The following is a 23,066-nucleotide window of genomic DNA, read 5'->3' as shown; positions in this document are numbered from 1 at the left end:
CATTGGCCGCCTCCCGCCGACGGCATCGCTGTCCCCTTCGGGAGATGGCGTCCGGCTGCATTCCTTCTGATCGTGGGTCCGCAAGATGAACGGCGCTGAAAGTCTGGTCCAAACCCTGGTCAAGGGCGGGGTCGACACATGTTTCGCCAATCCCGGTACATCGGAGATGCACTTCGTTGCCGCGCTGGATCGCGTCGGCGGGATGCGCTGCGTGTTGACGCTGTTCGAAGGGGTCGCATCCGGTGCCGCCGACGGTTATGGCCGCATGACCGACAAGCCTGCAGCGACCTTGCTGCATCTCGGGCCGGGGCTGGGCAATGCGTTGGCCAACCTCCACAATGCCCGAAAAGCCAGGACGCCTCTGGTCAATATTGTCGGAGATCACGCGGTTCATCATCGCAGCTACGATGCGCCGCTCACCTCGGACGTCGAAGGGGTGGCTCGCCCGATGTCCGACTGGGTGAGAACATCGACCGATGCACGCTACGTCGCGGATGACGGGGCCGATGCTGTCGCCGCCGCCCTGTCGGCTCCCGGCGGGGTCGCGACGCTGATCCTGCCGGCCGATACGGCCTGGAACGACGCGACCGGCGTGGCTGCCCCCCGTCCAGTGAAGCCCGCTGGGATCGTCGATGCGGCTGCGGTCTCCGCCGCAGCGAAAGCCCTGAGATCCGGCGAGCCGACACTGATCTTCTTGGGGGGACGGGCGTTGCGCGCCGCTCCGCTCGATGTCGCAAGCCGCATTGCCGCAGCCACGGGGGCGAAGCTCCTGGCGCCAAGTTCGAATCCGCGCATGGAGCGTGGCGCCGGCAGGGCGCCGATCAGGCGGTTGCCCTATCCGCTCCAACTGGCCCTGCAGGAATTGAGTGCGTTCAAGCATATCATCCTCGTCGGCGTTCAGCAGCCCGTGGCGTTTTTTGCCTATCCGGGAATGCCCAGCCTGATCGCTCCTCCCGGCAGCTCAACCCACGTGCTGGCCTCGCCGGCCGAGGATTGTGTGGATGCGCTCGCGCGTCTCGCTAGCGAACTGAATGCCCCAGGGCGGGCGGCGCTTGTGCCGCCGCAAGCTCCCGCCGCGCTGCCTGCCGGGAAGATCACCGTCGAGAGCATTGGCGCGGCCATTGCTGCGCTGATTCCGGAAGGCGCGATCGTCGTTGACGAGGGCATCAGTTGCGGACGTGCGATCTACCCGGCGAGCTTCTCGGCCCCGCCACATGATTGGTTGCAGCTCAATGGCGGTTCCATCGGCATCGGCATGCCTCTGGCGACCGGGGCCGCCATCGCCTGCCCCGGCCGCAAGGTCATCTCCCTCCAGGCCGATGGCAGCGGAATGTATACGCTGCAGGCGCTCTGGACTCAGGCGCGCGAAACGCTCGACGTCACGACAATCATCTTCTCCAACCGGTCCTATGCCAGCCTCGAGGGCGAGCTCATCAATGTGGGGGCGCTCAATCCCGGCAAGACGGCGCGCGCGATGCTCGATATCGGCAGCCCGGATCTCGACTGGGTCAAGCTTGCAGGGGGAATGGGTGTCGAAGGCGCGCGCGCCGAGACAGCGGAGCGGCTGATCGATCTTCTGCAGGCGAGTCTGCGCCGTTCGGGCCCGTTCCTCATCGAAGTCATGGTCTAAGTCGCATGAGCCGCTCGAACAGCCTCGCCATCGATGTGCAGCATTCGTGGAGCGATATCGCGCAGCGGGAGCACAGCTTTTTCTTCAGAGTGTTGTTATCAATGATATAAAGTATTTATTCAGAAGATGACCATGTTTACTTGTTGAGAGATCAGATTTTAGAGCAAAATTCTAAATTAATTTGAGCAATTGTTGGCAGCTTGAGAGGATTTATGTTTGGATGTCGTTAGAGTGCCATAATACCATATTCTGGCGCTCCCTGCTGTTCGTTCCGGCGAACAAGGCCCGCTTCGTGGCAAAAGCCAGGATTTCTGACGCCGATGCCATCATAATCGACCTGGAAGACGCGATCCTGCCCGGGCAGAAGGCGGATGCCCGGGCGCAGGTTCCGGGCATGGTCGCAGATCTGAGCTCGGCTGGTCGAAACGTTCTCGTGCGGATCAACCGGCCGCTGCCGCTGGCCATCCGCGATATCGAAGCGTCGGTCTCCGCGCAGGTCAGCGCGCTCGTGGTTGCGAAAGCATCGAGCGCCGAGCACCTGGCCCTGATCGGCGAGGCCGTTGCCGAATCCGAGGCGCGGCTCGGTTTGCCCGAGGGGCACACCAGGCTCGTGCCACTGATCGAGACGGCCGGCGGCGTTGCGCGGATGGAAGAAATTGCGTCATCTCCCCGCGTCGTCGCCATGGCCTGCGGCGACGAGGATCTGGCGGCGGATCTCCTCTGCGAGCCGGATTCCGAGACGATCGTTGCGATCAAGCATCGGCTGGTGCTGGCTGCGGCCCTGAAGAATGTCTGGCCGCTTGGTCTTCTCGGCTCCATTACCGAGTTCAGGGACACCGAGGCCTATGGCGCGTCCGTCCGTCGCTCGCGCGAGGCGGGGCTCCGCGGGACTCTCTGCATCCATCCCGCGCAGGTCGCGATCGCAAATCATGGTTTCGCGCCGTCGTCATCCCTTATCGAGCAGGCTGCGCGGGTGGTCGAAGCGGCGGAGGCTGCACAACGCGCCGGTTCCGGCACGGTCGGTCTCGATGGAAGAATGATCGATGCGCCGGTGCTGCGTCGCGCCTGCCAGATACTGGCGGCGGCCCGCAGCTACGGGGCGAGCCCGGCCGGCAACGGGAATCCGGCTCCCGGTGACCGAAGCATACGCTGAAGATGCATCCCGTGTCCCAGAACCGACCGCCCCGATCTTCCTGACGGACATCCGCTATGACGAGCCGATTCAAAATCAAAGATGTCATCCTGGCCCGAGGCAATGGCAGCTTCTTCTACGACGACCAGGCCGCTATTCGTGCCGGCGCCGTTCAGGACGGCGCCTGCTATGTCGGCCAGGTCCTGACACCGGGCTTCACCTCGATCCGGATGCCTTCGCGTTCGTTGAGCATCGGCCTCGTCCTGGCCGATGACGCGATCGTCTGGGGCGATATGATGAGTGTTCAATATTCCGGGGCGGCCGGGCGCGACCCGTTCTTCCAGCCCGAGGCTATCGAGGCCTTGATCGCCAGCGTCATGGTGCCTCGCCTGCTCGACGCCGACATGTCCGGCTTCCTCGCGGCATGTGCGGAGGTGTTCGCGCCTCACGCTGGCCGCCGGCTTCCGCTGGCCGTCGAATACGGCGTCAGCCAGGCGCTCCTGCGCGCGACCGCGCATGTCAAAGGCGTAACCCTCGCCGAAATCGTCTGCGCCGAATTCAGCCTGCCGCTTCCGTCCAGGGCGGTCCCGATCTTCGCGCAGAGTGGTGACGCGCGCGAGATCAACGTCGACAAGATGATCCTGAAATCGGTCGATATCCTGCCCCATGGACTGATCAATTCCCGGGAGAAGTTCGGCCCGTCCGGGGCCACCTTCCGGGACTTCGTCAAATGGGTCGCAAACCGAACCGGCGAGATCGGCGAAGCCGGCTATCGGCCGATCCTGCATTTCGATGTCTATGGCTGGATCGGCCTCGAGATCGGCCTCGATGCGGCGAGGATCGCGGATTTCATGGCCCGCGTCGCGGATGATGTGCCCGGCTTCGGGCTCCATATCGAATGCCCTGCCGATTTCGGATCGATGTCCGCTCAGCTCGAAGCCTATGCAGAGATCGTTCGCCTTCTGGAGGCGCGGGGCACGAACGTTAAGGTGGTCGTCGATGAGCGCTGCAACACGCTGGAGGATATAAAACTGTTCGCGGAAGCGAAGGCGGCTCATCTGGTGCAGATCAAGATGCCCGACGTCGGATCGGTCGCGGATACCGCGCGCGCGGTGCTGCTCTGCAAGGAACAGGGCGTCGGCGCCTATGTCGGTGGAAGTTGCGCCGAAACCGATCTGTCCGCGAGGGCTGCCGTGCATGTCGCCGTCGCGACCCAGGCCGATATGATGCTCGCCAAGCCGGGGATGGGCGTCGACGAGGCCATCTCGATCGTCGGCAATGAACAAAGTCGCCTGCTCGCGACGCTGGAGTATCGGCGATCGCGACGCTTTCCGAAGACGAACATGGCGGTCTCGTTATGACCAAAATTCTTGAAGGCATTACGGTCGTCGCCGTCGAGCAGGCTGTTGCAGCACCATATGCATCGTCGCGGCTTGCGGATGCCGGCGCACGGGTGATCAAGGTGGAGCGCCCGGAGGGCGATTTCGCGCGCAACTATGACAAGCTCGTCCGTGGACAGAGCGCCTATTTCGTCTGGCTCAACCGCGGCAAGGAATCGATCTGCCTGGACCTGACACAGCAGGACGATCGGGCGGTGCTCGACGCGATGGTCAGGCAGGCCGACATCTTCATTCAGAATCTGAAGCCGGGCAGCATCGCCAAGTTCGGGTTCGGTTCGGCCGAGCTGCGCGAGCGCTTTCCGAAGCTGATAACCTGCGACATTTCCGGGTTCGGGGATGAAGGGGCCTTCTCGCATCTGAAAGCCTATGACCTCATCGTCCAGGCTGAAACCGGGCTTTGCGCGATCACCGGCACTGCGCATGGCCCCGCTCGCGTGGGCGTATCGGTTTGCGACATCTCCGCCGGCATGACCGCCCTGAACGCGATCCTTCTGGCGCTGCTCCAGCGCGAGCGGACCGGTGAGGGGGCCAGTATCCAGGTATCCCTGTTTGATGCGATCGCCGATTGGATGAACGTTCCCGTGCTCCAGCACGATTACAGCGGGTATCACACCGCGCGCGCCGGCGTTAACCACCCATCCCTGGCCCCCTACGGCGGATATCGCTGCGCCGACGGCAAGGAAGTCATCTTCTCGGTCCAGAACGACCGCGAATGGGTCCGCTTCTGCCAAGAGTTTCTGAAACAGCCCGATCTGACGCGCAGGACAGGCTATGCCGACAATATGGAGCGCCTCGGGAACCGGGCCGCACTCGACGCTGTCATCAGTGCCCGCTTTGCCTGCCTGACCAGCGACGAAGCAATGCGTGAGTTGGAGGCGGCAGGCTTGGCATACGGGCGGCTAAACACGGTCGAAGACCTGTCCCGGCACCCGCATCTGCGCAAGGTGCCGATTTCGACCCCGGCCGGCGAGATCGATGTCATCGCACCTGCCGCGATCGTCGAGGGGAACAGGGCTCCGCAGTTCGGCCGGGTTCCAGCTCTCGGTGCTCAGTCCGAAGCTCTGCGTGCGGAATTCACCTCTCTCCGCCTCGAGCCTGGAGCAGCGCGGGGCGTGTCGTAGATGGGGACGCTGAAACTTCCCCCGCCCGGGGCTGAGACGGGTGCAACAGCGGTGAGTGATCTGCGCGGCGCGGCATCTCAGCCAGTGCGTTCGGCGATGGCGGTCCCTGCAGCCCAGCCCGACGACCATGCCCATTGGAAGTTGTAGCCGCCCAGCCAGCCGGTGACGTCGACCACTTCTCCGATGAAATACAGGCCGTCGACCGCCCTTGCCGCCATCGTCCGTGAATTCAGTCCGGCGGTATCGACGCCGCCAAGCGTGACTTCCGCGGTTCGATACCCTTCCGATCCGATCGGCATGACGTCCCAGCCCTGAATGGCGGACGCGATCGCGGCAAGCTTCTTGTCGTTGGCATCGCCGATAGGGCCTGTCCAGCCATGCGCGTCCGCGAAATGCAGCGCCAATCGCTTGGGCAGAATATCGCCGAGCGTGTTCGCGATGCTTCTGCGCCCGTTTTCCTGTCGGGACCGGCGCAGGTCGGCGAAGACATCGTGCTTCGGCAGGAACGCGATCCTGATCGGATCCTTCTCGCGCCAATAGGATGAAATCTGCAGGATCGCCGGGCCGGAAAGTCCGCGATGCGTGAACAGAAGCGCCTCATCGAACGCGGCCCTGCCGCACGAGACTCGCGCATCCGCGGCGACGCCGGCAAGGTCCCGGAAGCCGGTAAGAAGATCTTCGCCGAAGGTCAGCGGCACCAGGGCCGGGCGGGTTTCGGTCACCGACAGACCAAACTGGCCGGCAATCTGATAGCCGAGGCCGGATGCACCCATTTTCGGGATCGATTTTCCTCCGCATGCAACGACAAACTGCCGGCATCGGATTTTTGCGGCTCCATCGCCCCCCAGCGAAACCGCAAAGCCGTCATCCAGCCGCTCGAGGCTTTCCAGGGTCGTCCTGAGACGCAGCTCGCAGGCTGCGTGCGCCATCTCGGCCATCAGCATGGCGATGATATCCTTGGCGGAATCATCGCAGAAGAGCTGTCCGAGGGTCTTTTCATGATAGGCGATGCCGTGCTTCTCGACCAGCGCGACGAAATCGTGCTGCGTGTAGCGGCCAAGCGCCGATTTTGCGAAGTGCGGATTATTCGACAGGAAGTTGCGGGCGCTCGTGCCAATATTGGTAAAGTTGCAGCGGCCTCCGCCGGAAATGCGGATCTTCTCGCCGGGGGCCTTGGCGTGATCGACGATCAGAACACGCCCGCCGCGCGATGCGGCATGGATAGCGCACATCATTCCGGCAGCGCCGGCCCCCAGGATGACAGTGTCGTAACGCTCGATCGGCATCGAATGCGGCTAGCCCCAGAACGGCTCCAAAGGCCATTGCGCAGCATCTTGGATGGCATGATGCCGCTCGACCTCGGGTAGATGATCCGCGGCGGCCCATCAACTGGCCAACCCGATGGTTTGACGCCGCGCCCCGGGCCAGGTGTCGCTGTTCACGCTGGATCGCCTCCTCCCGGAACCGCGATGGGCAGGTCGGATCGAAGGACATCTTCCGGAGCGGGGCAAGGGCACGGATGCCGCGCTCCTTGGGTTGGGCCTCACCGCTATTCTGCTGGATTGCGTCAGGTGGCGGCGGGCCGCCCGGTCTCGTCGAGGTTCGTGGCTTTCTTCTCAGCCCATGATCTGGGCGACGATTCTGCGCAGCTCTTCGCGGGAAAGGCCGCATGGCTGGGGTTTCCAGTTGGGCGGGGCCTTCGGAAGCGGTGCTCTCGAGGTGGATGCGCCAGGGGTTTGATTTTTTTTGTAGTCGTAGTGGATTTTGCTTTTCATATCGGTCCAGTGGCGCGCGGCGTAGCCGCACTGCCTGCAAGGCCGCCGGGCGGAATGCCGATGGAGGCATGTCGCAAAGCGGCGTTGGATTGTTCAGGAGTGGAATGTCGGGCTCCGCGCATGTTGCAGCGGGCCGGTCGAATCAATCGATTCGTTTGGCATTCCTAGCGCTCCATTGTGGTCTTTTGATGTCGCCGGCCCTGCCTGCGGCACTCCCTTGGCGCCGTCGATCACGACCGGCGTCCAGCCGCGTTCCGCCGATTTCAACCAGTCGGCGACTTGTTCGAAGATGATCCGCTGGAAGGGCTGGATCGGCTGTCCGCTCTGGTCGGCAATATCGGTGATCCGCCCGAGCTCTTCGGCGAAGTCACGTCGGATCTCGCTGCCCAGCCTGTTCTCGAGATGCTTGAACAGGATACCGAAGAGACTGATCTGGGCGCTGGCCAGCCCGGCGATGCAGGTATTGAGGTCATCTTGCTTCATGGCACTGGTCTCGTGATGGCCAGGGCGATGCCGCCACGGTCGTCGTGATGCGGCCTGCCTCCGGTTGAAGAAATGGGCTGTCGCGGCAGTTGACGTCAGAATTCCGACCAGTCGTCGCGGCCGCCATTCATCGCGCGCAGTACCTTGCGCTGTAGTCGGGCGGGCGCGGTCGGCGCCGGCTCGGCATCCTCCCAGGCCGGCCGGGTGAAGGCGATCGCGCCCGCCTTTTCGGTCAGCCGGTCCAGCGGAAGCTGGAACGAGGTGACGAGCGACTGCAGCCGCTTCGCCGAATCCTCCAGCGTGCCGGCAACCGCGTGGCTCTGTTCGACCATCGTGGCGTTCTGCTGCGTCATCTCGTCGAGATGGGCCACGACCTTGGCGACTTCCTCGATCCCGTTCGCCTGTTCCTGCGAGGCGGTCGAGATATCTGCCAGCGCGATGGAGACCTGCCGCGACGATTGTACGATCTCGGTCAGAGCGGTGCCGGCTTCCCGGACGAGCTTCACGCCGATGCCGACCTCCTCGGCCGAGTTGGTGATCAGCTTCTTGATGTCGTTGGCTGAATCGCTGGAGCGCTGGGCCAGCGCCCTGACTTCCGAGGCCACCACCGCGAAGCCGCGCCCCGCCTCGCCCGCGCGGGCCGCCTCGACGGCCGCGTTGAGCGCCAGAAGATTGGTCTGGAAGGCGATCGTGTCGATGACGTTGATGATCTCCGCGATATTGGCGGAGGCGCGCTCGATGCGTTCCATTGCCGCGATGGCCGCGGTGACGATGTCGCCACCGCGATTGGCGATGGCATTGGCTTTCTCGCCCAGCGTCGTCGCGTCCTGCGCCCGCGTCGCGCTCTGCTTGACGGAAGCTGCGAGTTCCTCGGTCGTTGCCGCCGTCTCTTCCAGGCTGCTGGCCTGTTCCTCGGTCCGCTGCGCGAGATTGTGGCTGTCCTGGTTGATCGTCGACGAGCCGGCCGTGAGCGTGTCGGAGATGCCGGCCGTCGTCGTCACGACATCGCAGAGCGTCTCGATCAGTGCGTTCACGCCCTCGCAGAGATTGCGCAGATCGCCATCCTTTCCGGCCGTGTCGATACGCGGATGGAGGTTTTTCTGCTTCGCCGCCGCGACGACCTGCTGCGTCTCCGCGACCGTGAGCTGGAGGGCCTCCTGTTCGAGGCGTCGTTCCGTGATGTCCGAGGCGAACTTCACCACCTTGTATGGCCGCCCCGTCGAATCGAGAATCGGATTGTACGTCGCCTGGATCCAGATCCGGCGCCCGCCCTTTCCGATGCGCAGATACTCGCCCTCGTCATATTCGCCGCGGCCGAGTTTGGCCCAGAAGCGCTTGTACTCGTCGGACTGGTGCTGCTCGGGCGCGATGAACAGGCGATGATGACGGCCCTTGATCTCGTCGAGGCGGTATCCGACGGCCTTCAGGAAGTTGTCATTGGCGTCGAGGATGGTCCCCTCGAGATCGAACTCGATGACGGCCTGCGACGTGCGTATCGCGGCGATCTGCGCCTCAGAGTTGGCGATTTCGGCTTTCTGAGCAGTGATGTCAGTAGCGAACTTGACAATCTTGGTCGGTTTGCCGTCGCGCCCGAGTACGGGCGCATAGATCGCCTGGAGCCAGAGCGGCGCGCCGTCCTTGCTCATGCGCAGGAATTGCCCCTCCTGCGGCTCTCCCTGGCGCAGTGCATTCCAGAACATCTTGTAAGCCGGCGATTGGGCCTCGTCCTTGCGCAGGAAGATGGCGTGGGGCTGCCCGACGATCTCCGTCAGTTGATATCCGGTCGCCGCGAGGAAGTTGCCGTTGGCGGAAAGGATCTTGCCGGTGATGTCGAACTCGATCACGGCCTGCGATCGATGGATCGCCGCGATCTGGGCCGCGGCGCTGTCCTTGCTGAAGAGGTTGATGGCCATTGTCCGTCCCTGGCACGATGTGACGCAGGGAACAAAGCTCAAATCAAGTTAATTAACGAACGGAGGCATTAACGAGAACGATTAAGGGCTTGGCAATCACTCTTAATGGCGCAGGAAAAATTGACGAATCGAACACCGTACCTGTCAGAATCATGGCGGTTTATGTTAATTTTGTTGCATTTTCTCAAGTTTTTCTGCACGGGAACATTAACTCGTTAACCGGTGTTAACGGTTACTTAATGAGCTTGGCACAGGCTTTTTGTCGTTTTATAACTATACGATACTATCGATTGACCTCATTAGGAGCCTCTATTCTGCCGGATAACACGAAATGCTGAGCGCAGCGCTCTGGGAAGACGAAGATTTCGTGCAACTTAAGGTTGAGATTGCAGCCTTGGTCGGCAGTATCCCTGCGCCGGTACGTGTTATGGTGGCGAGCACCGTCAAGCACTTCGCTGGCGAACTGGTCGACGAGCTCTGGACGCACCTCGCACGTCATGCGCGGGTCCAGGCTTTGTTCGACAGCGAGGGGCTCGCCAGGCGCTTCCGGGGTGCCATGTCGCAATGGCTCGTCGAAATCTTCCCTCGGGAGCCGATCGAACCGGCGCTCTTCCTCATGCGTCAGTCCGAAATTGGATCGACACATGCTCGGATCCAGATACCGACACCGTTGAGTATGCTCGCGGCGCGTGCGTTCAAGCGCGGCATCCAGAACAATCTCAAGCATACCCGGCTGTCGCGCGACGAATTCGCCCAGGCCGCGCTCTATGTCTCCGGCGTCATCGACATCGCGACGGCAGCGATTACCGCAGCCCATATCAACGGGCTCGACCGCAACCTGCGCGCCGAAGAAGCGCTTCGACAGGTGTCGATCGATCACGATTTCCGCGCGGAACGGGAAAAGCAGAAAGCGTCGCTCGCCGAATGGGTGCAGGCCGTCTTCTTCGGCTCCCATATTGCCGGCGAGACCGCGGGAATCCTGCCGCTCAGCCGTTCCGAGTTCGGCCTATGGTTTTCCCACCGGGCGAACCTCCTGTTCGGCCGGACCGCGGAATATGCCTCGATCGCCCGGCTCATCGATCAGGCCGATTCCCATATCCGGCAGTTGCATGATGGCCGGGACGCCCCCTGCAGCCATGAGCATCTGCGGGAGATCAGGCTGATCGCCGGCCAGATCAACAATCTCCTGAGCGTCCAGTTCAGCCATTCCTTCGACATGGGCGGCGCCAGGGATCCGCTGTCGCGGTTGCTGAATCGCCGCTATCTCAGGGCTGTCGTCTCCCGCGAGATCGCGCTGCGCCGGCGGACAAGCCGCCCGTTCTCGATGATCATGCTCGAGATCTCCCGGTTCGAGACGCTGCGGGCCCGCCTCGGCGAAGCCGGCGCCGACACCGTCGTCCAGCAGACGGCCGCCATGCTGCTCAACGCGGTGCGATCGAGTGACACGGTCTTCAGCATGGGCCGGGAAACCTTCCTGATCATCCGCGTCGGGAGCGATGCGGGGGAGGCGGCGGTCTTCGCCCGCAGCATCGTCGAAAGCTATGCGGCGACGCATTTCTCGATCGACGGTCAGACGGTCCTCAAGAACACGCTGAATGTCGGCGTCATCGAATATGATGGCCATCCGGATCCGCGCCGCCTGGTCGATCAGGTCGCCAACGCCCTGCGCAACGAGAAGGTCGGCAAGTGAGATGTCCGGGCGCGCACCACGGCCCGATTCTCCACCGTCGGTCCTGACCGGCACAATCCCGCTCCCGTCGCGGGATCGAATCCGCGTTTCGCGGGTTGATCCGCTACGCCGCCGATTCGGCTGAAGGAGCAGGACATGAAGACGATCAGGCAGACCACCACGACCATCGCCGCCGTTCTGATGCTGGCTGCGCCGGCCATGGCCCAGCAGCGCTCGCTCGGCCCGTCGACGGGAACCGTACGCATAGAGCAGGTCCAGGCCGGCTTCATCGCCTCCGGCGAGGCGGGCGGCGGAACCTTGCGCTACCAGGGTCGCTCTTACCCGATCACGGTGGGCGGGCTTGGCATCGGTTCGATCGGCGCTTCGCGCTCGGTCGCCTCCGGCACGGTCTACGGGCTTCGCCACGTCTCCGATTTCGCCGGTCCCTATGTCCAGCTCAAGGAAGGCTGGGCCGTCGGCCCTGCCGGCCGCGGGACCACCTGGCTGCGTAACGACAAGGGCGTGACGCTCAAGCTGGCGACCCGCCGCCAGGGGTTGCAACTCCAGCTTGGCGCAGATGGCGTGCTGATCGGCTTCCGGCGATAGTCCGGCGCGGCGGACGCGGCTAAGGCGGATAAGGCAGGCTGGCCTCTAGGCTTTTGCGCCGCCTCGACTATGGTGCGGGCACTTTGGACAGCGTGTTCCGATCTCTGATGATCTGTGCTGCCGCCGCCGTTCTGGCGGCGGTGCTGTGCGTGGCCTTGCGCCCGCTCCTGCTGCGTTATGCGCTGGCGCGGCCGAATGCCCGGTCCAGTCACAAGATTCCGACGCCGCAAGGCGGCGGCATCGCCGTTCTCGCCGGGGCCTTCCTGGCGCTAGGCATGACGTTCTGGCTCGCTCCTGTTGGGGCCGAGGCGGCTCGCGCCGTCATGGTTCTCGCCCTTGCGGCGATGGGGCTCGGCATCGTCGGTGCCTGGGATGACATCCGGCCCTTGCCCGCGAGTGTGAGGCTGGTACTGCAGGCGGTTTGCGTCGGCTTCGTGCTGTTTCGCGCCGCACCGGAACTGCGCCTGTTTCCTGAATTCCTGCCGCTTTCGGTCGAACGCGCGTTGGCGCTGCTCGCGGGGGTCTGGTTCGTCAACCTCGTCAACTTCATGGACGGGCTCGACTGGATCACCGTCGCCGGTATGGTGCCGCTGGCGGCGACACTGGCGTTCGCCGGAGCCGCGGGCATGATCGATCCGGTGACGGGCTGGCTCGCTGCGGCACTCTGCGGCGGCCTACTCGGCTTCGCGCCCTTCAACCGGCCGGTGGCACGCCTCTTCCTCGGCGATGTCGGCTCGTTGCCGATCGGGCTCGTTACCGCCTATCTGCTCTATCGTCTCGCCGGCTCCGGCGCCTTCGCCGCCGCGCTGATCCTGCCGCTCTATCACATCTCTGACGCGACGATCACGCTGCTGCGGCGCCTAGCTCGTGGCGAGAAGGTCTGGGAAGCGCATCGCTCGCATTTCTACCAGCAGGCGACGACGAACGGCTTCACCGTGATCGCGGTTGTCGGTCGGGTCGCCCTGCTCAATCTCGCGCTTACCGCAATCGCGGGCGTTTCGCTGGCTTGGCCGGCGCTGCCCGTCCAGTTCGTCTGCCTCGCCCTCGCTGCCGCTATGACGGGCCTCCTGCTGCGCCGTTTCGCGAAAGGGCCGCGGCATGGCTGAGAAGCGGATTCTCGTTACCGGCGCAAGCGGCTTTGTCGGGCCGCACGTCGTCGCGGCGCTGATCAAAGCCGGTTACAGGCCTCGCCTCGCTCAGCGCGTTCCGAGACCGGTCCCCTCGGGCGCAGAAGCCGTCGTGACCGGTGATCTTTCGGCACCGGTCGACTGGCGCGCCGCCGTGGAGGGGATCGACCATGTCGTCCACATGGCCGGGCTCGCCCATGCCGGCCCGGGACTCGACGAGGCGCTCTACCGGCGCATCAACACCGAGGCGACGCTGGAGCTCGCCAGCGCAGCCGAGCGGGCCGGGGCGCAGCGTTTCGTCTATCTGTCCTCGATCAAGGCTCTGACAGATGCCTTCGACGGCCCGCCGCTGAGCGAGGAGATGCGGCCCGCGCCCGGTGATGCCTACGGCCGCTCCAAACTCGCGGCGGAGCAAGGGCTGGCCGAATTTGGCCTGGACTGGATCACGCTGCGACCGGTGCTGATCTACGGACCGGGCGTGAAGGCCAACATGGCAGCCCTGCTCAGGCTGGCTCGCTTGCCCGTGCCCCTGCCTTTCGGCGGGCTCAAGGCGCCGCGTTCGCTGCTGGCCGTCGAAAATCTCGCCAGTGCCATCCTCTTCGCGCTGACGCCGGCCTGTCCGGCCCGGCGGAGCTATGTGCTCTCCGATCCCGAGCCGATCAGCGTTTCCAATATGCTTGCGGCGATGCGTGCGGGTCTGGGGCGCGGCCCGGGTCTGCTGCCTGTGCCCGAAGCCTGGCTGCGATGGCTGGCGCACCTCGCCGGCCGCGACGAGACCTTCAGCAAGCTGACAGGCAGTATCGTCGCCCGGCCGGAGCGTCTGCTCAGTGCCGGCTGGCGGCCGCAGGTTGAGACGAAGGCGGGACTGATGCGTCTGGCCGCTTCGAGTCGCGCAGGCTGAAATCCGGGATCGCCTCGTCGAGAACCGCATTGGCCGCGGCCTGGTCGTTGGCTTTCACCGCCGCTGCAAGTCGCGTCAGCCAGGTTTCGATTCGGGCGCGGCCGGCGAAGATCGGCTTGGCGGCCATCACGCCGTCGAGGCCGGTTTCGGCCATCGGCTCGTCCTGGGCGAACAGGATCTCATGCAACCGCTCGCCCGGCCGCACGCCGGAGACGACGATCTCGATATCCTCGCCGGGCTCGAAGCCGGCCAGTCGAATCATCCGCTCGGCCATATCCATGATCCGCATGGGTTGACCCATCTTGAGCACATAGACGGCGGCCCGCTCCGCCTCGGCCTCGCTGGAACGGGCATGGGAGGCGGCTGTGAGCACGAGGTCGCAGGCCTCGCGGATCGTCATGAAATAGCGGATCATCTCAGGGCTTGTGACCGTGACGGGCCCGCCCCGCGCGATCTGTGCCTTGAATTTCGGCACCACCGAGCCGGCCGAACCCAAAACATTGCCGAATCGCACCGCGACGAGGCGGATGCCGGAATCAGCGGCGACGAGTTCGGCATCGCGCGATTGAGCATAGATCTCGGCGAAGCGCTTGGTCGCGCCGAGCATCGAGACGGGCTCGATCGCCTTGTCGGTGGAAATCATCACGAAGGTTCGGGCATCCGCCGCGACGGCGGCATCGATGACATTCACCGAGCCGAAGATATTGGTCTTGATGCCCTCGCTCCAGTCGGCTTCCAGATAGGGGACATGCTTGAGCGCCGCCGCATGGACGACGATGTCGGGCTTGAAGGCGGCGAAGAGCGGCATGATGCGCTCGCGGTCACGCACATCGGCCAGCACGCCGGACACGGAGGTGTCGGGAGCCTGCACCGAAAGCTGCTCGCTGATCTGGAACAGGGCGGGCTCCGAGCTTTCGACGATGAGCAGCTCGGCGGCGCCGAAGGCGGCGCAGCGCAGGCAGATCTCGGAGCCGATCGAACCGCCGCCGCCGGTGACGATGACGCGCTTGCCCTTCAGGAACGAACCCAGCCGTTCGCGGTCGATCGTGGCGGTCGAACGCACCAGCAGATCCTCGATCTCGAGCGGTGCGACTTCGGCGTCGCGCACGCCCTCTCCCAGGCTGTCGATGCGGGAAATCGGCAAGGCGAGCTTGCGCGTTCGCGCGAGCCATGCCTCCGGCTGCGCCTCCGGCAGCAGCGCTGAGGGCGTGGCGACGATGCGGCGGAACGCTTCGCCGCGCTCGACGGCCTCGCCGGCAATCCGTTCGATCTCGGAGAGCAGCCCGAGCACCGGCACGCCACGGATCGACTGGCCGAGATCATCGGCGCGCGGCGACAGGATGCCGGCGGGCCGGAGGCGTCGCATTGTGCCGGTCTCCATGGCGCGGATCACCATCTCCACTTCAACGCCGCGTCCCAGCAGCAGTGCCGGCAGGTTCGCCTCGCGCACGGCTGTGGTCCGCGAGCGCGCATATTTGAAATAGCGATAGGCGAGGCGTGGACCGCCGAGCAGCGCGACCTGCACGAGCCAGTAGAGTGCGATCGAAATTTTGCCGAAATAGAAGGCGCCGTAGAAATTTGGCGCGACGAGCACGTAGTCGACCACGAGCAGGGAAACCGTCAGGACGGACACCGCCTTGACGATGTTCGAGAGGTCCGGCAGCGAGGCGAAGCGCCATTTGGAACGGTAGAGCGAGAACAGCCAGTAGACCAGCCCGGCATAGGCCACGAAGAAGGGCAGGAAGCGCGGCAGGTAGCGCAGATGTTCTTCGAGTTGAGCGCCTTCGAACCGCACGACGAAGACGAGCCAGATCGCCAGCGCCGTGACGGCGAGGTCATGCAGGACGACCGCGAGCTTCTTGAGATTCTGTTTGGGCAGGATGGCCATGACCGCGCGGTATCCCGCTCCCTCGGCGGCTTGTCAACGCGTCGGGTCAGGATCGCCCCGGGGCATTTCGAGCCAAGAAACCTAGCGAGCCTGGGGTTTTGCTTCCAGCGCGCTGAGGACGAAGGCGATCATCTCGTCCGGCGTGGGGCCCGGAATGCATTCGCATTGCGTGATCAGCAGCGGATGCATGAAGCGGATCATCGCCGTGCGGATGCAGCCCGTGGCATGGGCCGGCTCCATCGGCCGGAACTCGCCGCGCTCGATGCCGTCGGCGACGACCCGGCGCAGCACCATGTCGAAGCGCTCGATATGGGCGATGATCGCGTCCCAGCTTTCCTCCATCGCGGCGCAGACCATTTCCTGCATCCGGGCGTGGCCGGCGAAGCGGGCCGCGTTCAGGCGGTAGGAGGCAGCAAGGATGTCGCGCAGCCGCTCGGCGGCCGGCCGATCTTCATCGGCGATCTTCGCGATCGCCTCTTCCTGCTCGCGCTTGTAGCGCTCGAGTACGGCCTCGTTGATCGACTTCTTCGAATCGAAGAAGCGATAGACGTTGGCGGGACTCATCCGCAAGGATTTGGCGATGTCCGCTACGGTCGTCTTCTGGTACCCGATATCGCGGAAGAAGCGCTCGGCGGTGTCGACGATGATCTGCCTGGTATCGCGTTCGGGGTTGCTCACGGCGTCGCCGGCTGGGTTGTTTCAAACGGAAGCGGTGAAGAATTGGTTGTTATGACGAATTTCATCATTCGTCAACATAATGGCGAATAAAGACTTTTGCCTTGATGTGCATCAAACCTCCCGCGATTCTCTAGTGGGAAAGCCGCAGGCGCGGTCGAAGTTCCCGAAATCGCCTACCTCATGGAAATGCGCGTCCGGGCGAGGTCGAGCAGGGTTTCGGTATCGAAATGTTCGCCCAGATGCGCTGCAAGTGCATCCAGCGTTTCGTCGACGGCATCCTCGTAAAGCAGGTGAGACACGCGCCTCTCGCCATCGATAGCCTTGAGCCAGGCGCCGCGCACCGCGTCCGAAGCAAAGATGCCATGCAGATAGCTGCCAGCGACCCGCCCGTCCGGGCTCGCTGCGCCCTCGGTCCGCCCCACGACCCGGAAAGGCGCCCGGGTCGTGTCGGTGCCCTCCGTCCGGCCGAGATGGATCTCGTAGGCCCGGCCTCGAGCGCTGCTTCCGGTATCGATGAAATCAACTTCGCGGACAGTCTTGTCAGCGTCGAGCGTCGTCTCGACGTCGAGCAGGCCGAGGCCCGGCGCCTCTCCCGGCGGTCCCTCCAGCCCGAGCGGGTCGCGCACCACGTGTCCGAGCATCTGGTAGCCGCCGCAGAGCCCGAGGACGTGCCCGCCCCTGCGGCGATGGGCGAGGATGTCGATGTCCCAGCCCTCCCGGCGCAGCGCGGTAAGGTCCCGCAATGTCGTCTTGGAGCCCGGCAGGATGATGAGGTCGGCATCGCCCGGCAGCGGCTGCCCCGGCCCGATCATGGCAAGGTCGACATCGCCTTCCAGCTTGAGTGGATCGAGGTCGTCGAAATTGGCGATGCCCGGCAGCACCGGCACGGCGATCCTGATCCGGGCGCCGGCTTTCCGCCCAGAGTGGATGTCGAGTCCGTCCTCGGCCGGCAGGCGCACGGCATCGGCAAACCATGGCACGACGCCCAGGCAGGGCCAGCCGGTGGCCTCCGAGATCGTCGCGACGCCGGGCGCGAACAATTCAACCGCGCCCCGGAACCGATTGACCGCGAAGGCGCGGATCATCGTGCGGTCTTCCGCGTCGAGCACCGCATGCGTGCCAACCAGGCTTGCGATCACGCCGCCACGGTCGATGTCGCCGATCAGGACAGCCGGGACGTCGGCGGCACGCGCGAAGCCAAGATTGGCGATGTCGCGGGCGCGCAGGTTCGTCTCGGCCGGTGATCCCGCGCCCTCGACGATCATGAGATCGGCGCCCGCGCTCAGGCGTTCGAAGCTGTCGAGCACTTGCGGCATGAAATCCCCGCGCCGGGCGAAATCGCGCGAGGCGAGCCGGCCGGCGACGCGGCCTTGCAGGATGATCTGGCTGCCCTGCTCGCCTTCGGGCTTGAGCAGAACCGGATTCATGTCGGGATGGGGAGCAATACGGGCAGCGCGGGCCTGAAGGGCCTGCGCGCGGCCGATCTCACCGGCTTGGGTCGCCGCTGCATTGTTCGACATGTTCTGCGGCTTGAACGGACGCACCTTCAGGCCGCGATTCGCGAACAGCCGGCACAAGCCGGCGACGATCAGCGACTTGCCGACATTGGAGCCGGTGCCGAGGATCATGATCGCGGGAACGGGGGGGCGGGCCATGCGCCTGCTTAGCGCAGTTCGCATCGGTGCGGAAACCGCCGGCAATCTTCAGGCAAGGGCACGGGAAGAGCTTGGCGCGGAGCTCGCATGCCGGGAGATGGTTTGCACCATCCTGACAAGGTTCGCCGGCCTTCTGCGGCATCCTGCTGCGCCAAAGGGGCGAAGTCGCAACAGGCGTCCGCCGAAGGCCGGCTGCGACTCAATAGATACTGAACGCTGACGAATGTCAACATTCATCATTCGCTATTTTCTGTCACCCGGCCAGATCGCTTTTCCATTGGGTGCGCAGGCAGGCCCGGCATGCTAAAGCCACGGCTCCCGCCTTTGCCGAGCCGATCCGACCGCGATGAATCCGATCCTCTCCGCCCTCCCCACCACCGTTTTCGAGGTGATGTCGCAGCTCGCCCGGGAGACCGGCGCGGTCAATCTCGGGCAGGGCTTTCCTGACGACCCCGGTCCGCTCGATGTCCGCCGAAAGGCGGCCGAGGCGGTGGTCGACGGCTGGAACCAGTATCCGCCGATGATGGGCCTGCCGGAGTTGCGCGAGGCGGCGGCGAAACATTACCGGCATTGGCAGGGTCTCGATCTCGACCCGGGAACCGAGGTCATGGTGACCTCGGGCGCGACAGAGGCCATTGCCGGCGCGCTGATGGCCCTGATCACGCCCGGCGACGAGGTCGTGCTGTTCGAGCCGATGTACGACGCCTATCTGCCGCTGGTGCGGCGTGCCGGCGGCATCCCGAAATTCGTGACGCTGACCCCGCCGCATTTCGGTCTGACCGAGGAGGCGCTGGCAAAAGCCTTCTCGCCGAAGACGAGGGTCGTGCTGTTCAACAATCCGCTGAACCCGACCGCGACGATCTTCTGCAAGGCAGATCTCGACCTGCTTGCCGATTTCTGCGTCCGCCACGATGCGATCGCGATCTGCGACGAAGTCTGGGAGCATGTCGTCTTCGACGGGCACCGTCATGCCTCGGTGCTCGGGCGTCCGGACATGCGCGAGCGCACCGTCAAGATTTCCTCGGCCGGCAAGATCTTCTCGCTGACCGGCTGGAAGGTCGGGCTTGTCATGGCCGCACCCGCAATCATGCGCGTTCTGTCCAAGGCGCATCAGTTTCTCACCTTCACCACGCCGCCGAACCTGCAGGCCGCGGTGGCCTATGGCCTCGGCAAGGAGGACGGCTATTTCGAGGGCATGCGCACCGATTTCCAGCGCTCGCGCGACCGCTTCGCGGCCGGCTTGCGCGATCTCGGCTTCGCGGTGCTGCCGAGCGCCGGCACCTATTTCCTCAATGTCGACATTGCCCCGCTCGGCGAAAGCGACGACGTCGATTTCTGCCGGAGGCTGGTGACCGAAGGCGGCGTCGCCGCGATCCCCGTGAGCGCCTTCTATGCCGAGGGTGCGGTCAGGAACGTCGTCCGCTTCTGCTTCGCCAAGCGCGACACGACCCTCGACGCGGCGCTGGAACGGCTGGCGTCGCGGCGTCCGCGCTGAGGCTCGGGGCCGGAGGCTTCAGCCGGCGATCAGCTTGGCGGCGGTCGTGCCGGCGGCTGCCAGCCGCTTCTGCAGGTCGGTGGCGACTGCACCGCCATTGGCCGCCTGGAGAGCGGTCTCGGTCGCACCCATCAACTGGGTGAGCGCCTGCTGCGCCAGGACCTTGTCCTTGTTGCGCCGGGCGAGCTGTAGCATGGCTTCGGCCTGGTTGGCTGATGTCTGCGCCCAGAGCAGCGGTGTGCGCTCTTTGCGATACTCCTCCAACGCCGCCGCGAAGGCGGCGATCGCCTCCTCGATCACGACGGATTCGCTGTAGCGTTCGCCCATCGCCGCCAGCACACCGCCCATCTGATCCTGAAGTCCGGCCCAGCGCATGGGATCGTGGCCGCGATCGGTTGCCTGGGCGACGCGGTTGAGGCCGTTGAAGGCGCGCTCGAGCAGGGACAGGTCGCTGCGGCGGCGGCCGAGTGTGGCCCGGGCGCGGGAGATCATGTACTCGGCTTCGAGCCAGCGTGCTTCGTCGTCGCTGCGCTTCCAGACGGCGAGCGCGGTAGCGTAGGTCGCGACGGCTTCCTCCAGCAGATTGTCGTCCTTGTGCGAAACGCCGAGGTTCACCGCGAGCTTGCCGAAGCGCAGCTTCAGGGCGCGCCAGAGAGCGGGCGCCTCGTCATGGCGCAGATCCTCCAGCCCGGCCCGGCAATGGGCGAGGGCTTCGTCGAGCAGCCTGACATCGCCACTGATGGCTGCGAGTTTGTCGAGCGTGGCGGCCAGCGCCTCCTGGGCCCCGGCGAAGGCGATGGTATCGGCGAGACTGTCGAGCCCTTCGAGCAACCGGCGCAGGGCGGCGATCGAGCCATCATAGCCTTCGCGGCCGCCGAAATCCTCGCTGATCCGGGCGAGCACCTTCGCCTGCTCGAGCGCGGTATCGCGGCTGCGGTCGACCTCGGCGAGGCCGATCAAGGCGGACGCTTCGCCATAGCGCGCGGCGGCTTCGCGATAGGCCTCGGAGGTCGTGCGCAGGAAGCTCAACGCGGCGCGGTCGGCGCGGTTCTCGCCGATCAGCAGCCGCCGTTCGAGCGGGAGCGCGGAAAGGTCGGTGGAGCCGCCGATGGCGTGCAATTCGGCTTGGGCGAGGTTCTTGTCGGCGTCGGCGAAACGGCCGGCAGCAATGGCATCCGCCGCTTCGCCGCGCAGCCGCTGGATCTCCGTATCGCCCAATGGCGCAGTGAGACGCTTGGCCAGCGCTAGGAAATCGAGGGCTTTGCGATCCAGCAGGTTTTCGCCCGGCGGGGCGGAACCGGGACGACGCAGCCAATCCCCGATCATTGCCGCCAGCGCCAGTGGCGCGATGCCACGGCGCCCGGCGACGCGCGCCAGGAGCGGAGCGATCTGGTCGGTCTGGCTGATGGTCGCCTCCCGCTCCGGTCCGGTGTCGCGGATCGTCGCGCGCCCGTGTGGAAGCGCGACGATCCGGAACGGCTTACTTGGCCGCGATGACCGCGATCTCGACGGTGAACTGCGGCGCGGCCAGCTTGGCCTCGACCGTGGCGCGGCCCGGCGTGGCGCCGGCAACGACCCACTTGTCCCAGACGGCGTTCATCTCGGCGAAGGTCGAGATGTCGGAAAGCCAGATGTTGACCATCAGCAGCTTCGACTTGTCGGTGCCGGCTTCGGCCAGGAGGCCGTCGATGATGCCGAGGATGTCGGCGGTCTGCTCGCCGACGCTCTTGCCGGCCGCCTTGTCCGCGACCTGGCCGGCCAGATAGACGGTGTTGCCGTGCACGACGGCCTTGGACATGCGCGGGCCGACGCCGATACGCTGAATGCTCATAGTCAAATCTCCTTGGACGGACGTCTTCGCTGGTAGCCCGGCCCGGCCGGTTTCGCAAATGGTATGCGCGTGACCATAGGGAAGTTTTCGCAGAAGCCCTCGGGCGAAGCCACGATAGTCAGGCGAGGCTAGCCCAGCCGGCCCAGAGTGCCGCATAGCGCCCGGCCTTGCCGATCAGGACGAGAAGGGTGAAGCGGAGGAACGGGTAGTTCAGCGTGCCCGCGACGAAAGTCAGCGGATCGCCGACGATGGGCAGCCAGGCCAGCAGCAGGGACGGCCAGCCGAAACGCGCGAAGAGAGCCTGTGCCTGGACAATGCGTTTCGGATCGGGCCGCAGACGGGTCGGCAGCCTGTCGACGCCATGGCGTGCGATCAATCGGCCGAGCCACCAGTTGAGGATCGAGCCGGCCGTGTTCGCGATGCTCGCGGTCAAGAACAGCGCGACCGGATCGACGTGTCCGGCTGCCAGCAGCCCGACGAAGACGGCCTCCGACTGCGCCGGCAGCAGCGTCGCCGCGACGAAGGCGGCGGCTGCCATGCCACCGAGCGATGCGAGGGCTTCCATGGCGTCAGCCGTCCGAGAGATCTGCCTTGTGACGAAAAAGTGTCATGGCGCGGAGCGTGGCGACGAAGCCATTCCGAGGCCGTGGCGTAGACGGGTTCGGCCCGGTTCCCCTGGACTGCTTCTCTGCGCGCGCGATGACGGGGCGGAAGACGCGAAGCGACATCACAGCCGGCGCAAGGCGACCTGCTGGATGCGGTGGCTCGCGCCCTTGGTCAGAATCAGGCTGGCGCGCTGGCGCGTCGGCAGGATGTTGTCCTGCAGGTTCGGCAGGTTGATGCCGGTCCACAGCTTCTCGGCGATCGCGAGCGCTTCCTCCTCACCGATTTCCGCATACTTCCGGAAGAACGAGCGCGGATCGCGGAAGGCCGTCTGTCGCAGGGTCATGAAGCGGTTGACGTACCAGCGATGCAGGTCGTTCTCGTCGGCATCGAGATAGACCGAGAAGTCGAAATAATCGGAGACGAAGGGGATCACCGTGCCGTCCTTCGGCATCCGGCTCGGCTGGAGGACGTTGAGTCCTTCGAGGATCAGGATGTCCGGCCGCTCGACGGTCACCGTCTCGCCGGGCACGACATCGTAGACGAGGTGCGAATAGACCGGCGCGGTCACCCGCGGCTTGCCGGCCTTGACGTCGGAGAGGAAGCGCAGGATGGCGGCCCCGTCATAGCTTTCCGGGAAGCCTTTGCGTCCCATCAGCCCGCGCCGCTCCAGCTCGGCATTGGGCAGCAGGAAGCCGTCGGTGGTGACGAGCTCGACCTTCGGCGTGTTCGGCCAGCGCGAAAGAAGCGCCTTGAGCACGCGCGCGGTGGTCGACTTGCCGACCGCGACCGAGCCGGCGACGCCGATGATATAGGGCACCTTGGGCTCGGACTCGGCCATCAGGAAGCGCTGCGTCGCCTTGAACAGCCCCTGTGTTGCCGCGACATAGAGCGAGAGCAGGCGCGACAGCGGCAGGTAGATCGCGACGATCTCGTCGAGCGAGATCGGGTCGTTGAGCGATTGCAGCTTGGCGAGGTCGTCGACCGAAAGCGTAAGGGGCGCATCGGCGCGCAGATGCGCCCATTCATCCCGTGAGAAGGCGCGATAGGGCGAGACGAGGTCGCGATCCGGGGGAGTGGAGATCAGGCGCTGGTCCATGACGCGACCCGCAATCCAGGCTTCGAGGTTCAAGGGAGGGTCATCCTGCCGGGTCCGTCC

19 protein-coding genes are annotated in these 23,066 nt (G+C 65.0%); 9 read left to right on the top strand and 10 right to left on the bottom strand.

Annotated features, from left to right (window positions below; genetic code table 11):
- Window positions 1-85 precede the first annotated feature (85 nt).
- From J0I42_RS16135 to J0I42_RS16120, 4 genes are all read left to right on the top strand, one after another.
- Window positions 86-1,630: an acetolactate synthase large subunit gene (locus tag J0I42_RS16135; RefSeq protein ID WP_291656207.1), complete on the top strand. Its 1,545-nt coding sequence runs from the start codon at window positions 86-88 to the stop codon at window positions 1,628-1,630.
- A gap of 220 nt (window positions 1,631-1,850) precedes the next feature.
- Entirely contained in the window at window positions 1,851-2,783 is a 933-nt protein-coding gene (locus tag J0I42_RS16130; RefSeq protein ID WP_291656206.1) for an HpcH/HpaI aldolase/citrate lyase family protein, read from the top strand.
- 56 nt (window positions 2,784-2,839) lie between these two features.
- On the top strand, window positions 2,840-4,123 hold the full coding sequence (locus J0I42_RS16125) for a methylaspartate ammonia-lyase (RefSeq protein WP_291656204.1): 1,284 nt from the start codon (window positions 2,840-2,842) through the stop codon (window positions 4,121-4,123).
- Window positions 4,120-5,283 (top strand): CaiB/BaiF CoA transferase family protein, encoded by a 1,164-nt coding sequence (locus J0I42_RS16120; RefSeq protein WP_291656202.1) that lies wholly within the window; start codon window positions 4,120-4,122, stop codon window positions 5,281-5,283. The genes J0I42_RS16125 and J0I42_RS16120 overlap by 4 nt, the downstream gene beginning before the upstream one ends.
- Before the next feature lie 77 nt (window positions 5,284-5,360).
- Here the strand turns inward: J0I42_RS16120 and J0I42_RS16115 are convergent, their stop codons facing one another.
- The 3 genes from J0I42_RS16115 to J0I42_RS16105 form a co-directional block, all read right to left on the bottom strand.
- Window positions 5,361-6,563, bottom strand: coding sequence for a BaiN/RdsA family NAD(P)/FAD-dependent oxidoreductase (locus J0I42_RS16115; protein ID WP_291656300.1), 1,203 nt, complete (start codon window positions 6,561-6,563; stop codon window positions 5,361-5,363).
- 588 nt (window positions 6,564-7,151) lie between these two features.
- The gene (locus tag J0I42_RS16110) at window positions 7,152-7,541 is read right to left on the bottom strand and encodes a hypothetical protein (RefSeq protein ID WP_291656200.1); all 390 of its coding nucleotides are present in this window, start codon (window positions 7,539-7,541) and stop codon (window positions 7,152-7,154) included.
- A 95-nt stretch (window positions 7,542-7,636) separates the two neighbouring features.
- Complete coding sequence (locus J0I42_RS16105) at window positions 7,637-9,454, bottom strand: methyl-accepting chemotaxis protein (RefSeq protein WP_291656198.1); 1,818 nt, start codon at window positions 9,452-9,454, stop codon at window positions 7,637-7,639.
- Window positions 9,455-9,881: 427 nt separating this feature from the next.
- Between J0I42_RS16105 and J0I42_RS16100 the strand changes: the two genes are divergently transcribed.
- From J0I42_RS16100 to J0I42_RS16085, 4 genes are all read left to right on the top strand, one after another.
- The gene (locus J0I42_RS16100; protein ID WP_291656196.1) at window positions 9,882-11,144 is read left to right on the top strand and encodes a GGDEF domain-containing protein; all 1,263 of its coding nucleotides are present in this window, start codon (window positions 9,882-9,884) and stop codon (window positions 11,142-11,144) included.
- Window positions 11,145-11,279: 135 nt separating this feature from the next.
- Window positions 11,280-11,729: a hypothetical protein gene (locus J0I42_RS16095; RefSeq protein WP_291656195.1), complete on the top strand. Its 450-nt coding sequence runs from the start codon at window positions 11,280-11,282 to the stop codon at window positions 11,727-11,729.
- Window positions 11,730-11,836: 107 nt separating this feature from the next.
- Complete coding sequence (locus J0I42_RS16090; protein ID WP_291656194.1) at window positions 11,837-12,835, top strand: MraY family glycosyltransferase; 999 nt, start codon at window positions 11,837-11,839, stop codon at window positions 12,833-12,835.
- A complete protein-coding gene (locus J0I42_RS16085; protein WP_291656193.1) occupies window positions 12,828-13,757 on the top strand; it encodes an NAD-dependent epimerase/dehydratase family protein in 930 nt (309 codons plus the stop codon). The genes J0I42_RS16090 and J0I42_RS16085 overlap by 8 nt, the downstream gene beginning before the upstream one ends.
- Here J0I42_RS16085 and J0I42_RS16080 read toward each other — a convergent pair.
- From J0I42_RS16080 to J0I42_RS16070, 3 genes are all read right to left on the bottom strand, one after another.
- Window positions 13,681-15,636: an SDR family NAD(P)-dependent oxidoreductase gene (locus J0I42_RS16080; protein WP_465247689.1), complete on the bottom strand. Its 1,956-nt coding sequence runs from the start codon at window positions 15,634-15,636 to the stop codon at window positions 13,681-13,683. The two genes, J0I42_RS16085 and J0I42_RS16080, sit on opposite strands and share 77 nt — an antisense overlap.
- A 90-nt stretch (window positions 15,637-15,726) precedes the next feature.
- Window positions 15,727-16,323, bottom strand: coding sequence for a TetR/AcrR family transcriptional regulator (locus J0I42_RS16075; RefSeq protein ID WP_291656190.1), 597 nt, complete (start codon window positions 16,321-16,323; stop codon window positions 15,727-15,729).
- 173 nt (window positions 16,324-16,496) lie between these two features.
- Window positions 16,497-17,978, bottom strand: a complete 1,482-nt coding sequence (locus J0I42_RS16070) for a cobyric acid synthase (RefSeq protein ID WP_291656188.1) — start codon at window positions 17,976-17,978, stop codon at window positions 16,497-16,499.
- Window positions 17,979-18,324: 346 nt separating this feature from the next.
- Between J0I42_RS16070 and J0I42_RS16065 the strand changes: the two genes are divergently transcribed.
- Window positions 18,325-19,473: an aminotransferase gene (locus J0I42_RS16065; protein ID WP_291656186.1), complete on the top strand. Its 1,149-nt coding sequence runs from the start codon at window positions 18,325-18,327 to the stop codon at window positions 19,471-19,473.
- 18 nt (window positions 19,474-19,491) lie between these two features.
- Here J0I42_RS16065 and J0I42_RS16060 read toward each other — a convergent pair whose 3' ends face one another.
- From J0I42_RS16060 to coaA, 4 genes are all read right to left on the bottom strand, one after another.
- Window positions 19,492-20,799: a tetratricopeptide repeat protein gene (locus J0I42_RS16060; RefSeq protein WP_291656184.1), complete on the bottom strand. Its 1,308-nt coding sequence runs from the start codon at window positions 20,797-20,799 to the stop codon at window positions 19,492-19,494.
- 154 nt (window positions 20,800-20,953) lie between these two features.
- Window positions 20,954-21,304, bottom strand: a complete 351-nt coding sequence (locus J0I42_RS16055) for a RidA family protein (RefSeq protein WP_291656181.1) — start codon at window positions 21,302-21,304, stop codon at window positions 20,954-20,956.
- Window positions 21,305-21,422: 118 nt separating this feature from the next.
- A complete protein-coding gene (locus J0I42_RS16050) occupies window positions 21,423-21,869 on the bottom strand; it encodes a YqaA family protein (protein WP_291656179.1) in 447 nt (148 codons plus the stop codon).
- Between the two features lie 162 nt (window positions 21,870-22,031).
- On the bottom strand, window positions 22,032-23,006 hold the full coding sequence (gene coaA, locus J0I42_RS16045; protein WP_291656299.1) for a type I pantothenate kinase: 975 nt from the start codon (window positions 23,004-23,006) through the stop codon (window positions 22,032-22,034).
- Between the last annotated feature and the right edge of the window lie 60 nt (window positions 23,007-23,066).

This window comes from Allobosea sp. (assembly GCF_017308015.1).
Classification (GTDB): domain Bacteria; phylum Pseudomonadota; class Alphaproteobacteria; order Rhizobiales; family Beijerinckiaceae; genus Allobosea.
This window is presented reverse-complemented; position numbering and strand designations above follow the sequence as displayed.